Raw genomic sequence first — 16358 nt, 5'->3', positions numbered from 1 at the left:
TGTCCTTTAATGCATCGCCCCGAGCGGGCTTCGGGCGCCTAGTCTCCATGGTCGGCGCCCGAAGGGTCGCCACGATCGCGTTCGCCGCGCAGGGCGTCTCCGTCGCCGCCGTGTACACGACTGTTCCCGCCGTCACCGAGCGCCTGGGACTGGCTCCGCTCCTGACGACCGCGTTGATGGTCGCGGTGGCTCTGACGGCGGGGGGTGGCAGCTTCCTGGGGCTGGCCGCGATCCGACGTGCCGGTCCTGTCGCCACGATGCGTGGGGCCATGTCGGCGGCGGCCGCCGCGCTGACGCTGATCGGCTGGGCTCCCGGACAGACCGCTGTCATCTGCGCGTACATCCTCTTCGGGCTCGCTGTCGGCGCCCTCGATGTCGGCGTCAACACCAGGGCCGCGGCGATCGAACACGCCTACGGCCGCAGTGTTTTCGGCTCCTTCTACACGGCATGGAGCGTGGGCGGCGTGGTCGCGGCACTGCTCACCGCCGGGGCGGCTCGGCTGGAGTGGCCCGTGGCCGGCGGCCTGGCCCTGCAGGCAGGCATCGTCCTGCTGCTCGCCGCCTGTATGCGCACACACGCCCTCCCCGCCCCCGAGGGGCCCTCGGATGCTGTCGCGCAGCCGTCGCCAGGGCGCCGTCTGTGGGTCCGGCTCATTCCGTTCGGCCTGGTTCTCCTGGTCGTCTACGTGGTCGAGTCCACCGTTTCGGCCTGGTCGGCTGTCTACCTCCGGCAGACTCTCGCCGCCTCCCTCGCGGTCGCGCCGCTGGCGTACGCGGCCTACCAGGCCGGCACGGTCATCGGCCGAGCCGCTGCCGATCGGCTCGTACAGAAGCTCGGAGCGGTCGCGGTTGTCCGCACCGCGGCCCTGCTGGCCGCGGGCGCCCTGGCGGCTCTGGCCGCCGCGCCGAGCTGGCCGTTCGCTGTTCTCGCGGCCGGGGCGGTGGGCCTGGGCGCGTCCGTCCTGGCTCCGCTGTGCCTGGCCTCCGCCGCGCGACTGAGTCCCACAGCGTCGGAGGCGGTCCTGGCACGCCTGAACCTCTTCAACTACGTCGGCGTCGTCACCGGCGGCGCCCTCAGCGGACTCCTCGGCTCCACCGGCCACTTCCGTCTCGCCTACGCGGTACCGGCCGCCCTTGTGGTCCTTCTCCTGGCCGCCGCCCGCCACTTCACCCGGCCCGAGAGCTCGGCCCGTACGGAGAGCATCCCTCAAAGGCTATGAGGGGCCGATGCGGGCGATACCCGTTTCATAGGCGATGTCGGTCCATCGTGCAGCAAGGCTGACTGTCCGGCTGAGGGGGTGTAGACCGGAGATGAGGCGCTGTACGGCGGCGAGCTGCGCGGGTCGGGGCGGACGACTCCACGATGCGCTCAGCCCGGCAGCGTCGTCGGCAGACAGAGACCGCGGACCCGCCTTCGCGGGAATGATGCAGAGGCGCTCCGGGAAGGATGTGGGGGTGATGTCGTGGTTGGGGATGTGCCGGTGATCCGGAGACACCTGGCGGCTGTGGTCACACCTGCTGGTACGGAGGCCTTTCAGGCGGGTGACCCGGGACTTTTCGGTCCGGATTCGGTGACCTGGCAGATGCACGGCGACCCCATGATGTGGGTCGCCGGGATCCGCGCGCTCTACCTCCAGGCCCTGCACCCGCGCACGGTGCGCGGAGTCATGCAGAACTCCGACTTCCGGCGCGACGCCTGGGGCCGGCTGATGCGCACCGCGAACTTCGTCGGGACGGCGACGTACGGCACCAGTGAGGCCGCAGAGAAGGCAGGGGCGCGCATACGAAAGATTCACAGCATGCTCACGGCGACCGACCCGGACACGGGGGAGCGGTACGGCGTCGACGAGCCCGGGCTGCTGCTGTGGGTGCACTGCGCGGAGATCGACTCCTATCTGTACGTCCTGCGGCGCTCGGGGTTCCCTCTCACGGACGCGCAGGCCGACCGCTACATCGGTGAACACCTGGTCAGCGCACGGCTGGTGGGGCTCGGCCCCGCCGACGTACCGGCGAATCAGGCGGAGTTGGCCGCCTACTTCGAGAAGATGCTGCCGGAGCTGGCGGCGGGGCCCGACGCGTGGGACGTGGACGACTTCCTGGTGCGCCCGCCGGTCCACCCCTTGCTCGTACCAGCGCGCGCCCTGCTGTGGCGGCGTGTGGCGCATCTCGCGTACGCCGCTCTGCCGCCGTACGCCCACGAGTTGTACGGCAGGGCGGCTCCGCCGCCCGCCACGGTGAGCCGGCGCCTGCGTGTCACGGGCACCTTGCTGCGCTGTGTTCCCGCACGTCTGCGCTGGCAACTCCCGCCCAAACACATTCTGCGCGCCATGTCACGGCTGGGCCCCGGCTCCCGCCCTGCGCCCTGCAAAGTCGGCAGATAACTCGCCATACTGGACGGGCCAGGGGAGGGCGCGGCGAGCAGCGACGGGGGCGATCGCACGAGATGGCGGAGACCAGGCTGATCCAGAGCCGGTACCGGCTGCTCGATCTGATCGGGCGGGGCGGTATGGGCGAGGTGTGGCGGGCGCGGGACGAGTCGCTGGGCCGGCACGTCGCCGTCAAGTGCCTCAAGCCGCTCGGCCCGCACCACGATCAGTCCTTCACGCGTGTCCTGCGGGAGCGGTTTCGGCGCGAGGCCCGGGTGGCTGCCGCCCTCCAGCATCGCGGAGTGACCGTCGTCCATGACTTCGGGGAGTCCGACGGTGTGCTCTATCTGGTGATGGAGCTGCTGGAGGGGCGCAACCTCAGCCAGCTCCTGGAGGACAACAAACACCATCCGCTGGCGGTCTCCGAAGTCGTCGACATCGCCGACCAGGTGGCCTCCGCGCTCGCCTACACCCATCAACAGGGCATCGTGCACCGGGACTTGAAGCCCGCGAACATCATGCGGCTGGCCGACGGCACGGTGAAGATCTGCGACTTCGGGATCGCCCGGCTCGGCCACGACATCGGCTTCACCTCACGGCTGACCGGCACCGGTATCGCGATGGGCACCCCGCACTACATGTCGCCGGAGCAGATCAGCGGAGCCCACGTCGACCAGCGCAGCGATCTGTACTCCTTCGGATGTGTGCTCTATGAAATCGCCACCGGGGCGCCGCCGTTCGACCTCGACGACGCCTGGGCGGTTCTCGTCGGCCACCGTGACACGCCTCCCGAGCCGCCGCGCAGTCACCGGGCCGAACTCCCCGAGTACGTCGAGAAGATCATCCTCGACCTGCTCGCCAAACAGCCCGAACAGCGTCCGCAGGACGCCCGCGAACTCGGCCGCCGCATCAGCGCGGGCCGCGCGACCCCGGTGTATGTGCCGACCGTGGTGACCCCGTCTCTCCGGCAGCCCGCCCCGGAGCAGCGGCCCTTGGCGCCCTCCACCCAGTCGCGCCCCGAACAGCCGCCCTCGCGCGAACCCCGGCTGCCGTCCTGGACCCGGGGCATGAGCACCGGCCACAAGGCGACCGGCGCCGGACCGCACTCCACCCCGCCGGACGCGGCGGCAGGTCTCACCGGCGACTGGATCGCCCGCCCGTCCACGGCCGTCACCGGCGTGCCCGAGCACACCGAACGGCCCACCCCCTCACCGGAGTTGATCACCACCCTGACAGGGCGGCACAACGCGGGCCTGAGTCTGGGGCGGCTCGGCCGGTGGACCGAGGCCGGCGAGGTGCACCGGGTGGTCGCCGCCGAGCGCGAGCACGCCCTCGGGCCCGACCACCCCGACACGCTCGCCAGCCGCTACGAGGTCGGCTTCACGCTCAGCCGCACCGGCCGGCCCGCCGAGGCGCTGCGCGAGTACGCGCATGTCGCCCAGGCCAGGGAGCGGGTGCTCGGTGCAGAGCACCCCGACACCCTGGCCGCACGCCAGGAAATGGCATACGTACTGGGCCAGTTGGGCCGTCACTTCGAGGCGCACCAGGCCTACACGTCCGTGCTCGGCGCCCGCGAGCGAGCCATGGGACCCGACCATCCCGACACCCTGCGCTGTCGCCACAACCTCGCCTTCAACCTGAGCAGGCTCGGGCGCCTGGAGGACTCGTACCGGATGGCGAGCGAGGTCGCCGCCGCCCGCGCCCGGGTGCTCGGCCCGGCCCACCCCGACACCCTTGTCACGCGGTACGAAGTCGCCTACGCGCTGGGCCAGTTGGGTCGATGGCCGGAGGCGCTGCACACCTACCAGGAGGTGGCGGAGGCCCGCGCGCAGGCGCTCGGCCCCGACCACCCGGACACCCTCGCCGCCCGCTACGAGGTCGGTATCAGCCTCGGTCGGCTCGGTCGCAGCGCGCAGGCCCTGGAGCTGTACCGCGACCTGGTCGACGACCGCACCCGCGTGCACGGCCCCGCGCACCCCGAAACCCTGCGCGCCCGGCACGGCCTCGGTGTGAACCTCGGCCGGATGGGCCGCTGGGAGGAGGCGCTCGCCGAGTCCCGCGACGTGTGCGCGATCCGCGAGCGCGTCCTCGGCGCCGACCACCCGGACACCCTCGTCAGCCGCCGCGAGGTCGCCGTCGGCCTCGGCTGGCTCGGCCGCTGGGCCGACGCCCTCACCGAGTACCGCCGCGTCGCCATCGCCCGCGAGCACGTTCTCGGCGCCGACCACCCCGACGCCCTCGCCAGCCGCAACGACGAGGCCCACTGTCTGGAACAGCTGGGGCGCGGCCAGGAGGCGGTGGAGCTGTACCGGAGGGTGGCGGCGTTACGGCAGCAGCGGGCGGCCGGAGGGCACTGACCGTCCGGCGAGCCGCCGGTGTCCTCATCGTCCCCATCCGGTCGCCCGCCGCTTGCCGCGCACCCCTGGCCGACGTAGATCATCACGTGCTACGAAGAAGCATGCCTGCACACGAGGGATACGACGTCGTGATCGTCGGCGGGGGCCACAACGGACTGGTCGCCGCCGCCTACCTGGCCCGGGCCGGGCGGTCCGTGCTGGTGCTGGAGCGCCTCGGGAACACCGGGGGCGCCGCCGTGTCCACCCGGCCGTTCGCCGGAGTCGACGCGCGTCTTTCGCGTTACTCGTACCTGGTGAGCCTGCTGCCCCGGAAGATCGTGCGGGATCTCGGCCTCGACTTCCGCGTCCGGGGGCGCACCATCTCCTCGTACACGCCCGTCGAACGCGACGGACGGCCCACCGGGCTGCTCGTCGGCGGCGGCGAGCGGCGCACCCGTGAGGCGTTCGCGCGGCTGACCGGCTCGGACCGCGAGTACGCGGCGTGGCAGCGCTTCTACGCCACGACCGGCCGCGTCGCGCAGCGGGTGTTCCCCACGCTCACCGAACCGCTGCCCACCCGGGACGAACTGCGCCGCCGCGTCGACGACGAGGACGCCTGGCGGATGCTCTTCGAGGAGCCGGTCGGCACGGCCGTCGAGGAGAACTTCGCCGACGACCTCGTCCGCGGTGTCGTCCTCACCGACGCCCTCATCGGAACCTTCGCCGACGCCCACGACCCCTCGCTGCGGCAGAACCGCTGCTTCCTCTACCACGTGATCGGCGGCGGTACCGGAGCCTGGGACGTGCCGGTCGGCGGTATGGGCGCCCTCACCGACGCGATCGCCGCGGCGGCACGGAGCGCGGGCGCCGTGGTCGCCACCGGTCACGAGGTGCTGCGGATCGAGACGGACGGAGAGGCCGCCGAGGTCACCTATCGGACCCCGGACGGGGAGGGCGTCGTCGCGGCCCGGCACGTCCTCGTGAACGCCTCGCCGCTGGAGCTCGCGCACCTCACCGGCGACGAGCCGCCCACCCCGGCCGAGGGTGCCCAGCTCAAGGTGAACATGCTGCTCAAGCGGCTGCCCAGGCTGCGCGACACCTCCGTCGACCCGCGCGAGGCGTTCTCCGGAACGTTCCACATCGCCGAGGGGTACGAGCAGTTGGCGACCGCCCACGCGCAGGCCGCGTCCGGCGAGCTGCCCACCGCGCCGCCCTCCGAGATCTACTGCCACTCGCTCACCGACCCGAGCATCCTCGGCGACGACCTCGTGGAGCAGGGCTACCAGACCCTCACCCTGTTCGGCCTGCACACCCCCGCCCGGCTGTTCGAGCGCGACAACGACGCCGTACGGGACGAGCTGCTGAAGTCGACCCTGGCCCAGCTGGACGCCCACCTCGCCGAGCCGCTCACCGACTGCCTCGCCACCGACGCGGACGGCCGCCCCTGCATCGAGGCGAAGACCCCGCTCGACCTGGAGCGCGACCTGCGGCTGCCCGGTGGCAACATCTTCCACCGCGACCTTGCCTTCCCCTACGCGCAGGAGGGCACGGGCCGCTGGGGCGTGGAGACCCGGCACGCGAACGTCCTGCTGTGCGGGGCGGGCGCGGTGCGCGGCGGCGGGGTGAGCGGGGTGCCCGGGCACAACGCGGCCATGGCGGTGCTGGAGGAGGGGGACGGGGGGCGCGGCTAGAGCCGTTGCGGCAACCCTGTCCGGAACAACGCCGGGCCGTGTCCAGAAAACTGACGGAGCATCAGAAAACCCCTTCCCTCGTCCGGAGGACTGCGGCATCCTGCGGCCATGCAGACGGAGCTGAGCAAGGAACTGGGAGTCGAGCACGCCATCTTCGGCTTCACGCCGTTTCCCGCCGTCGCCGCGGCCATCAGCCGTGCGGGCGGATTCGGTGTGCTCGGCGCGGTCCGCTACACCGCACCCGACGACCTCAAGCGTGACCTCGACTGGATCGAGGCGAACGTCGACGGCAAGCCCTACGGCCTGGACGTCGTCATGCCAGCCAAGAAGGTCGAGGGCGTCAGCGAGGCCGATGTCGAGGCGATGATCCCCGAGGGGCACCGGCAGTACGTCAGGGATACCCTCGCCAAGTACGGCGTGCCCGAACTCGCCGAGGGCGAGGTGTCCGGGTGGCGTATCACGGGGTGGATGGAGCAGGTCGCCCGCACCCAGCTCGACGTCGCCTTCGACTATCCGATCAGGCTGCTCGCCAACGCGCTGGGCTCACCGCCCGTCGACGTGGTGGAACGCGCCCACGAGAAGGGCGTACGGGTCGCCGCGCTCGCGGGCAGCGCCCGGCATGCGCGCAAGCACGCCGAGGCGGGCATCGACATCGTCGTGGCGCAGGGCTACGAGGCGGGCGGGCACACCGGGGAGATCGCCTCGATGGTGCTCACGCCCGAAGTCGTGGACGCCGTCGACCCGCTGCCCGTCCTGGCGGCGGGCGGCATCGGCAGCGGACAGCAGGTGGCCGCCGCGCTCAGCCTCGGTGCCCAGGGAGTGTGGCTCGGTTCCCTGTGGCTGACCGTCACCGAAGCAGACATGCACTCGCCCGCCGTGACGCGGAAGCTGCTCGCCGCGGGGTCCGGGGACACCGTCCGCTCGCGTGCCCTGACCGGCAAGCCGGCGCGCCAGCTGCGTACCGAGTGGACCGACGCCTGGGACGACCCGAACGGGCCGGGCACGCTCCCCATGCCGCTCCAGGGGCTGCTCGTCGCCGAGGCGGTCTCGCGCATCCAGAAGTACGAGGTGGAGCCGCTGCTCGGCACCCCCGTCGGGCAGATCGTCGGCCGGATGAACAGCGAACGCAGCGTCCAGGCCGTCTTCGACGACCTGACCCGGGGCTTCGAGCAGGCCGTCGACCGCATCAACCGCATCGCGGGAAGGAGCGCCCAGTCGTGAGCACGGGTGGGAGCAGGAGTGTGAGTGGGGGCGCGGGCGGGAGTGGGAGTGCGAGTGGGGGAACGGGCGGGGGCACGCCTCCGAACGGTTTCTGGGCCCAGGCCGCCGCCGACCCCGAGCGGATCGTCCTTGTCACCCCGGCCGGCGAGGAGTGGACCGCGGGGCGGCTGCACGCCTCGGCCAACCGGCTCGTCCACGGGCTGCGCGCCGCGGGTCTCGAACGCGGCGACGCCTTCGCGGTCGTGCTGCCCAACGGCGTCGAGTTCTTCGTCGCCTATCTCGCCGCCTCGCAGGCGGGTCTCTACCTCGTCCCCGTCAACCACCACCTCGTCGGCCCCGAGATCGCCTGGATCGTCTCCGACTCGGGCGCGAAGGTCCTCATCGCCCACGAACGGTTCGCGGACGCCGCCCGGCACGCCGCCGACGAGGCGAAGCTTCCCCAGGCTCAGAGGTACGCGGTCGGCGAGGTGGCGGGCTTCCGGCCGTACGCCGAACTCCTCGACGGGCAGCCCGAGTCGCCGCCCGCCGAACGCACCCTCGGCTGGGTCATGAACTACACCTCGGGCACCACGGGACGCCCGCGCGGCATCCGGCGCCCGCTGCCCGGCAAGCTTCCCGAGGAGTCGTACCTCGGCGGTTTCCTCGGCATCTTCGGCATCAAGCCGTTCGACGGCAACGTGCACCTGGTCTGCTCGCCGCTCTACCACACCGCCGTGCTGCAATTCGCGGGCGCGTCCCTGCACATCGGCCACCGTCTGGTGCTGATGGACAAGTGGACGCCCGAGGAGATGCTGCGTGTCATCGACACCCACACATGCACGCACACCCATATGGTCCCGACCCAGTTCCACCGTCTGTTGGCGCTCCCCGACGAGGTGAAGGCGCGCTATGACGTGTCGTCCATGCGGCACGCCATCCACGGCGCCGCCCCCTGTCCCGACCATGTGAAACGGGCCATGATCGAGTGGTGGGGCGAGTGCGTCGAGGAGTACTACGCGGCCAGTGAGGGCGGCGGAGCCTTCGCGACCGCCGAGGACTGGCTGAAGAAGCCCGGCACGGTCGGCAAGGCGTGGCCCATCAGCGAGCTCGCCGTCTTCGACGACGACGGCACCAGGCTGCCGCCCGGTGAGCTCGGCACCGTGTACATGAAGATGAGCACCGGCGGATTCTCGTACCACAAGGACGAGACCAAGACGAAGAAGAACCGCATCGGCGACTTCTTCACCGTCGGTGACCTCGGCTATCTCGACGAGGACGGCTATCTCTTCCTCCGTGACCGCAAGATCGACATGATCATCTCGGGCGGGGTCAACATCTACCCGGCCGAGATAGAGGCCGCCCTGCTCACCCACCCCGCCGTCGCCGACGCCGCCGCCTTCGGCATCCCGCACGACGACTGGGGCGAGGAGGTCAAGGCCGTCGTCGAGCCCGCCCCCGGCCATGAGCCGGGCCCGGCGCTCGCCGCCGAGATCCTCGGCCACTGCGAGCGGCAGCTCGCCGGCTACAAGCGGCCCAAGAGCGTCGACTTCATCGAGGCCATGCCCCGCGATCCCAATGGAAAGCTGTACAAGCGGAGGCTGCGGGATCCCTACTGGGAGGGCCGCACCCGAGCGGTGTGACACAGGTCACATTGGCGACCTGTCACGCGGAGCCGCACTCGCCCGTCCTGATGCCGAAACGCCCCCGGGAACCGATCACCGGACCGCCCGGGGGCCCGACATCAGGAGATGGATTCCCATGCGTGTACTCGTCGCCGGAGCCACCGGAGTCATCGGGCGGGCGCTTGTCCCGCTGCTCAGCTCGGTCGGACATGACGTAGTAGCCCTGTCGCGTACGCCGGTCGAGGGCAGCGTCGTGGCCGACGCCCTCGACCGCTCCGCGCTTCACCGGGCGGTGCGTGAGGCGGCCCCCGACGCGGTGGTCAACATGCTCACCGCCATCCCGGCCGCGATCGACCCGCGCCACCTGGCCCGCGACTTCGCCCTCACCAACCGGCTGCGCACGGAGGGCACCCGCAATCTGTACGAGGCCGCGCACGACGCCGGGGTCAAGAAGATCGTCGCCCAGGGACTCGCGTACGCCTACGACCCGGCCGGCCAGGGTGCGGCCGACGAGGACGCCCCGCTGTGGCAGCGTCCGCCGAAGCAGTTCGTGCCGGTGCTCGAAGCGCTGAAGGAGCTGGAGCTGCGCACCGCCGACGCGGGCGGCACGGTCCTGCGCTTCGGGCACCTGTACGGGCCGGGCACGATCTACGCCAAGGACGGCTCCTTCGTGGACCAGGTCGCCGGGGGGAAGGTTCCGCTGGTCGGCGGCGGGAACTCGGTGTTCTCCTTCACGCACGCCCATGACGCGGCCACCGCGGTGATCGCCGCACTCGACAAGCCCGCGAGCGGCCCGCTGAACATCGTCGACGATCACCCGGCGCCGCTGCACGAGTGGCTGCCCGAGCTGGCCCGGATGCTTGGCGCCCCGGCGCCCAAGAAGGCACCGGTGGCGCTCGCCCGGCTCGCGGTCGGCGGCTGGGGAGTGGCGTTCATGAACGGGCTGCGCGGCGCCGACAACGCGCGCGCCGTGCTCACCCTCGACTGGCGGCCCCGGTATGCCACCTGGCGCGCGGGGTTCGCGGCCGAGTTGAATGGCGCGACAGTCGCACGCTGAACCGCTGGGAGCGGGCCGTACGCCGCCTCGCAGGGAGCCGGACGCACGCCGAACCGCAGGAAAGGACTGAGGAGTTGGAGACTCCGACGCAGGTGACCGAGCAGTTCGAGGCGTACCGCCCCTTGCTGCTCGGCCTCGCCTACCGGCTGCTGGGCAGCATGTGGGACGCCGAGGATGTCGTCCAGGACGCCTATCTCCGCTGGACGGGCACCGACCGGGCGGACATCCGCGAACCGCGGGCCTTCCTCATCACGATCGTCTCCCGGCTCGCCCTCGACCAGCTGCGCTCGGCCCGCGTCACCCGCGAGGCGTACACCGGGCCGTGGCTCCCCGAGCCCGTCGCGACGGCGGCGCTCGGCCCGCTGGACACGGCCGAGCTGCGTGACACGGTGGCCTACGCGACCGTGCATCTGATGGAGCGTCTGTCGCCGCCGGAGCGCGCGGTGTTCGTCCTGCGGGAGGCCTTCGACCTGCCGTACGACGAGATCGCGCGCATCCTGGACACGACCTCCTCGAACTGCCGCCAGATGCACAGCCGGGCGGGCCGCCGGGTCACCTCGGGACGCGACAAGTTCACGCTCGCCGAGGACGTTCACGCCAAACTGCTCGCGCGTTTCCTGGAGGCCGCGCAGAGCGGCGACCTCACGGGTCTGACCGAGCTGCTGACCGAGGACGTGGTCGCCTGGAACGACGGCGGCGGCAAGGTCAGGGCGGCGCTGCGCCCGATCAAGGGCCGCGCGCGTGTGGTCGCGTTCTTCGCGGGTCTGGTCACCCGCTATCGGTTCGGCGACGCGCGCGCCGTCACGGCGAACGGGCTGCCCGCCCTCGCACTCACCGTCGACGGCATCGAGCAGGTCGTCACCATCTCCGTGTACGAGGGGCGCATCGACGGGGTCTACTCGGTCCTCAACCCCGACAAGCTGGGCCACATGGAGCTGTGATGTGCCGGGCGCTGACCTGCGGTGCCGAGTGGCCCTGGCACCGGGAAGGAGGAGAATCGGTTGCGTCAGCCGTAAGTCGCCGAACCATGGAAAGGTGGCGATCGTCGTGGCTGAACACCCGCACGCAGCCCTCGTCCGCAAGGGATACGACGCCTTCTCGCGCGGTGACATGGACACGCTGCGCTCGTTGATGTCGTCGGACGCCACACACCACGTACCCGGCAGCCACCCGCTCTCGGGCGACTTCAAGGGCCAGGACGCGGTCCTCGACATGTACCGCCGGCTCTACGAGGAGACCGACGGAACCATGAGCGTCGAACTGCGCAACGTGCTCGTCGACGGCAGGGGCCACGCGGTCGCCGTGCACCACTACACGGCCGAGCGGCAGGGCAGGCGCATCGACGAGAACGGATCCATCGTCTTCCGGATTGTCGGCGACAAGATCACCGACCTCGACGAATGCGTCGAGGACATCGACAAGGGCAACGCCTTCTGGTCCTGACACTCCGCCGGCCGAACCGCTGTGGTCCCGCCCCATGGGGGACGGGACCACAGCACTGTTGTCAGCGGTGGTCGCTCACCCGCACCACCCGCAACCCCGGCGACGACAGGATGTCCTTCTCGCAGAAGCGCGAGGTGACCCACTTCTCGCCCGAGAAGAGCCGCGTCTGGTCGCTGTAGTGCGGCGAGTTCGGATTCGACGACTGGGAGTACGTCAGCAGCGTACGGGCGACCGGGCAGCGGCTCCCGTCCCAGCCGACGGCCTGGATGTACGAGGACCCGGTGATGACCTCGGTGTATCCGCCGGCCGCCGGATTCCACACCGGGTCGACCTTGTTCCACACGCCGAGCGACTCTGTGCCGCCCGGTACGGGGATGCGCTGTCCGTTGCGTACGACGAACTGGTTCGCGCCGAGCTTCGCGTCCAGCGCGATGCCTGCCGTGCGCAGCTCCGTCACCGTGTCGGCGAGGGCCGTGGTGAAGCCCGGCGCGTCGGTGTTGAGCGTGTTCGGGGTACGGACCGGGTCCGCCGCCGAGAACGGGATCTTCCAGAGCTGCGCGGCCGGGACCGCGACCGCCAGCTTCCGCCAGAACCGGTCGAAGAGCAGTGCGCCCCGGCTGTCGGTGTTCATGGAGTGGTCCCACGTCCCCAGCACACCGCAGGCCTCGGACACGTCAACGGCCTTGCCATCACTGCCTGTTGCCGTGCCACCTGGCAGCGCGGCACACGCGTGCGCCGCGTCGTCCGCGACGAGATCACCCGCGGGCACCCGGTTCGCGAACTGCTGCGCCTGAAGGTCCCGGACGCTCAGCCGGCCCTTGGCGGCCATCGCCGCCACATCCTCGGCCGCCCCGCGGGTACGCATCGTGCGCTGGGTGCCGATCGTGCCGAAGATCCGCTCGTACCCGGTCAGCGGCCGGTCCGCATTGGCAAGCCAGGCGCTGTCGTTGGAGTTCTCCGCATACGGCGCGTCCTTGAGCACCGGCATCTTCGCGGGCCCGAAGATCCCCGGCTGTACGGCGTCGGGGTCGCTGCCCAGCGCGCAGTCACCGCGCGAGCCGTCGAGGATCGCGACACCGGCCGACGGATAGGTGACCTTGCCGAGCGGCGTCGAGCAGCGCTGCGCCAACTCGTCGGTGATGCGCGGCAGTACCTGCGACTGCGTGAACAGCGAATGCCCGCCCGAGTCGGCGGCGATCGTGTTCACCCAGGGCAGCCCCTGGGTGCGCTTGAGGGCCGTGAGGACATCGGCCGTGCTCCGGGCCTTGCTGAAGCCGAGCGCGGTGTCGGAGGCGCGAAGATTGGCCGCGTTCGGGTCGTTCAGCGCGTACGCCGTCGTGGTCGTCCAGGGGAGCGGCAGTTGCGCGCCGAGCGAGGTGACGACCGGGCCGTACCGGGTCCACCACTGGGTGCGCGTGACCGGCGTGCCGTCCAGCACGTCGACGGTGACGGTCCGCTTCGTCATCCGCTCCGGCTTGCCGTCCACCAGATACGTCGTCGGATCGGCCGGATCCAGCGTCAGCTGATGGAGGTTGAGCGTGATGCCCGTCGCGACGGTATGGCTCCACGCCACATGCGCGGTGTGCCCGATGGACACCGTCGCCGAACCGAGCAGCGCGCCGCCCTCGACGTTCAGCTCGCCGGGGATCGTCTGCTGCATCTGCCAGAAGCGGCGGCCGCCCTGCCAGGGATAGTGCGGATTGCCGAGCAGCAGACCGCGGCCGTTCGCCGTCGTGGTGCCGCTGAAGGCGACCGCGTTGGACCCCATGTCGGCGTCGGCGGTGTCGAAGAGCTCCCGAGCGGCTGAGGCGGTGGCTTTCGCGTCAGGAGCGGCGGTGCTCGACGCGGCGGGCGTACTCGTCACGGTGGACGTCGTCGTCGGCGGCTGGGCGGCCGTGATGCCCTCGACCCCACGCCCCTGGCCGCCGAGCACGGCCAGCGCGAAGTTGCGTGCGGCCACGTCCACGGGAGTCACCGGGCGGACCCAGTCGGCGCCCTGGCAGGCAGGGTCGGTGATCCGGTTCTGGGTGAGCCAGGCGTTGTAGCCGGCCGCCCAGCCGCGCATCAAGTCCTTGACGTCGCGGCCCGGCCCGAGCGGCGCGGGCTCGGCCAGCAGCTTCTCCACCGTGCCCGTCTCCCGCACACCGCGGAAGTACAGGTCGCTGGAGAGGTTCTTGGTCGCTGAGGACAGCGAACCGTCGGGCGCCGCGTCGGGCCCGAAGAAGCGGGACCGCTCGCCGCGTACGGTCACGAAGCCGTCGGCCAGGGTGCACACCTGGTCGGCGGCCTGCGCCCAGCCGGTGCCGAAGCCCAGATTGGCGTAGTCCTTCGCGACGATGTGCGGTATGCCGTACTCGGTGTAGCGGATCACGGCCGACAGGCCGCCGTGCGAGGGATGTTCCTGACGGTCTTGTTGCTGGGCCGCGGCCGCGGGCAGTGCGGTCGTGGCGGTGAGCAGGGCGACGGCCGTGATGACGAGCCGTCTCAGGCGGGTGCGCATCGTGCCTCCCAACGTCATTGAGGGAAGGGGCGGTTGAGCGTACCAACGGGTATGTGCGGTGTTGGCGTATCTGTTCGACCTGCGTGCGTTGACTTGACCTCCCTGAGACGCGGACCGAGGATCATGTGTCATGACGCCTGGACACGGCAGCACGGTGGACGGGGTGCTGCGGCGCAGCGCCCGGCGCACCCCGGCGCGCGTCGCGGTCGACTACCGTGAGCGCTCCTGGACCTACGCGGAACTCGATGAGGCCGTCTCCCGTGCGGCGAGCGTGCTCCTCGACCAGGGGCTCGCGCCGGGCGACCGGGTCGGTGCCTACGGCCACAACTCGGACGCGTACCTGATCGGCTTCCTCGCCTGCGCCCGCGCGGGGCTGGTGCACGTGCCGGTCAACCAGAACCTCACCGGCGACGACCTCGCGTACATCGTCGGCCAGTCCGGGAGCACGCTGGTCCTGGCCGACCCCGACCTAGCCGGGCAACTCCCGGACGGCGTAGGGACCTTGCCGCTGCGCGACGCCGACGACTCGCTGCTCGCGCGGCTGGACACGGCACCTGCGTACGAGGGCGCCGAGCCGCGCGGCGACACCCTCGTGCAGCTGCTCTACACCTCCGGGACCACCGCCCTGCCCAAGGGCGCGATGATGACGCACCGCGCCCTGGTGCACGAGTACCTGAGCGCGATCACCGCCCTCGACCTGAGCGCGGGGGACCGGCCGGTGCACTCGCTGCCGCTCTACCACTCGGCGCAGATGCATGTGTTCCTGCTGCCGTACCTCGCGATCGGTGCCTCGAACGTCATCCTCGACTCGCCCGACGCCGATCAGCTCTTCGACCTGATCGAGACAGGCCGTGCGGACAGCCTGTTCGCCCCGCCCACCGTGTGGATCGGCCTGTCGAACCGCCCCGACTTCGCGACCCGGGACCTCAGCGGGCTGCGCAAGGCCTACTACGGGGCGTCGATCATGCCGGTACCCGTTCTGGAACGGCTGCGCGAGCGGCTGCCGAAGCTGGCCTTCTACAACTGCTTCGGCCAGAGCGAGATCGGCCCCCTGGCCACCGTCCTCGGCCCCGACGAGCACAAGGGCCGGATGGACTCCTGCGGCCGCCCGGTCCTGTTCGTGGACGCGCGGGTGGTCGACGAGAACGGCAAGGACGTACCCGACGGCACACCGGGTGAAGTCGTCTACCGCTCACCGCAGTTGTGCGAGGGGTACTGGGACAAGCCGGAGGAGACAGCCGAGGCCTTCCGCGACGGCTGGTTCCACTCGGGCGACCTCGCCGTGCGGGACGCCCACGGATACTTCACCGTCGTCGACCGGGTGAAGGACGTCATCAACTCCGGTGGCGTACTGGTCGCTTCACGTCAGGTCGAGGACGCCATCTACACGCACGAGCAGGTCGCGGAGGTGGCGGTGATCGGCCTCCCCGACGAGCGCTGGATCGAGGCCGTCACCGCCGTCGTCGTCCCCCGCGGCGAGGTGACCGAATCCGAACTCCTCGCCCACGCCCGCGAGAAGCTCGCCCACTTCAAGGCCCCCAAGCGGATCCTGTTCGTGGACGAGCTGCCACGCAACGCCAGCGGGAAGATCCTCAAACGGGAACTGCGGGACCGGTTCAGCGAGTGACCGGCTCATGGCCGTACACCGCACAATAGGTCGGTGGATCTTCGACCGGAACTGTTGCCTCCACCCGTCACGGAGGCTCACCTGCGGGTGCTCGCCGACGAGATGGAGCGGATCGAGACTCTCCTGTTCGGCGATGACGCGGCGGAAGCGGACGCGGCGATCGCCGCGTTCAACGACGCGACCGGTCACACCTATGGCTCAGCCCACTTCACCGGATACGCAGGATGGCGTGAGCTGGAAGACTTCGCGCTGGAGGCCGCCCGGCCGGCGTACCCGAGGGTGCCCGACGTCGCGCGCGAGGAACTCGTCGAGATCGTGCGCAGGATCCTGGACGGAGACCCGGAGCACGAGTACTACCTGCGGGTACTGGAAGCCAACGTCACGAACCCACGAGCCTCCGACCTGATCCACCATCCGCCGGCCGGCCTTGAGGACGCCTCGCCCGAGCGGATCGTGGACGAGATCCTGGCCTATCGCCCGATCGCCCTCTGACGGTGCCGGCAGCCGGGCCACCGG

Annotated in this window: 12 protein-coding genes; 11 read left to right on the top strand and 1 reads right to left on the bottom strand. The window is 71.0% G+C overall.

Translation table 11 applies throughout. The features are described 5' to 3' along the window. Positions 1-47: 47 nt before the first annotated feature. The 9 genes from AB5J50_RS05380 (at position 48) to AB5J50_RS05340 (ending at position 11715) form a co-directional block, all read left to right on the top strand. Entirely contained in the window at positions 48-1220 is a 1173-nt protein-coding gene (locus AB5J50_RS05380; RefSeq protein ID WP_369255371.1) for an MFS transporter, read from the top strand. 363 nt (positions 1221-1583) lie between these two features. Further along, positions 1584-2381, top strand: a complete 798-nt coding sequence (locus AB5J50_RS05375; protein ID WP_369265314.1) for an oxygenase MpaB family protein — start codon at positions 1584-1586, stop codon at positions 2379-2381. A gap of 62 nt (positions 2382-2443) precedes the next feature. Beyond that, complete coding sequence (locus AB5J50_RS05370; protein WP_369255369.1) at positions 2444-4723, top strand: tetratricopeptide repeat protein; 2280 nt, start codon at positions 2444-2446, stop codon at positions 4721-4723. 101 nt (positions 4724-4824) lie between these two features. After that, positions 4825-6393 (top strand): phytoene desaturase family protein, encoded by a 1569-nt coding sequence (locus AB5J50_RS05365; protein ID WP_369255367.1) that lies wholly within the window; start codon positions 4825-4827, stop codon positions 6391-6393. A gap of 108 nt (positions 6394-6501) precedes the next feature. Further along, positions 6502-7614: a nitronate monooxygenase family protein gene (locus AB5J50_RS05360; RefSeq protein WP_327426447.1), complete on the top strand. Its 1113-nt coding sequence runs from the start codon at positions 6502-6504 to the stop codon at positions 7612-7614. 20 nt (positions 7615-7634) lie between these two features. Beyond that, positions 7635-9233 carry an acyl-CoA synthetase gene (locus tag AB5J50_RS05355; RefSeq protein ID WP_369265313.1) on the top strand — a complete coding sequence of 533 codons (1599 nt, stop codon included), beginning with the start codon at positions 7635-7637 and terminating at the stop codon, positions 9231-9233. 118 nt (positions 9234-9351) lie between these two features. Next, the gene (locus tag AB5J50_RS05350) at positions 9352-10272 is read left to right on the top strand and encodes an NAD-dependent epimerase/dehydratase family protein (RefSeq protein ID WP_369255364.1); all 921 of its coding nucleotides are present in this window, start codon (positions 9352-9354) and stop codon (positions 10270-10272) included. Between the two features lie 74 nt (positions 10273-10346). Further along, the gene (locus tag AB5J50_RS05345; RefSeq protein WP_369255362.1) at positions 10347-11213 is read left to right on the top strand and encodes an RNA polymerase sigma-70 factor; all 867 of its coding nucleotides are present in this window, start codon (positions 10347-10349) and stop codon (positions 11211-11213) included. Positions 11214-11319: 106 nt separating this feature from the next. Next, the gene (locus tag AB5J50_RS05340) at positions 11320-11715 is read left to right on the top strand and encodes a nuclear transport factor 2 family protein (protein ID WP_369255360.1); all 396 of its coding nucleotides are present in this window, start codon (positions 11320-11322) and stop codon (positions 11713-11715) included. Positions 11716-11776: 61 nt separating this feature from the next. Here the strand turns inward: AB5J50_RS05340 and AB5J50_RS05335 are convergent, their stop codons facing one another. Then, positions 11777-14215 carry a penicillin acylase family protein gene (locus AB5J50_RS05335; protein WP_369255358.1) on the bottom strand — a complete coding sequence of 813 codons (2439 nt, stop codon included), beginning with the start codon at positions 14213-14215 and terminating at the stop codon, positions 11777-11779. A 130-nt stretch (positions 14216-14345) separates the two neighbouring features. On the opposite strand from AB5J50_RS05335, the gene AB5J50_RS05330 reads away from it, so the two are divergent. Further along, positions 14346-15842 (top strand): acyl-CoA synthetase, encoded by a 1497-nt coding sequence (locus tag AB5J50_RS05330; protein WP_369255356.1) that lies wholly within the window; start codon positions 14346-14348, stop codon positions 15840-15842. A gap of 33 nt (positions 15843-15875) precedes the next feature. Further along, positions 15876-16334 (top strand): hypothetical protein, encoded by a 459-nt coding sequence (locus AB5J50_RS05325; protein ID WP_369255354.1) that lies wholly within the window; start codon positions 15876-15878, stop codon positions 16332-16334. Positions 16335-16358 lie beyond the last annotated feature (24 nt).

Origin of the sequence: Streptomyces sp. R35, from assembly GCF_041053035.1 — a bacterium.
Lineage (GTDB): Bacteria > Actinomycetota > Actinomycetes > Streptomycetales > Streptomycetaceae > Streptomyces > Streptomyces lutosisoli.
Note: the sequence above shows the minus strand (reverse complement) of the source record. Positions and strands in the feature narration are given on the sequence as shown.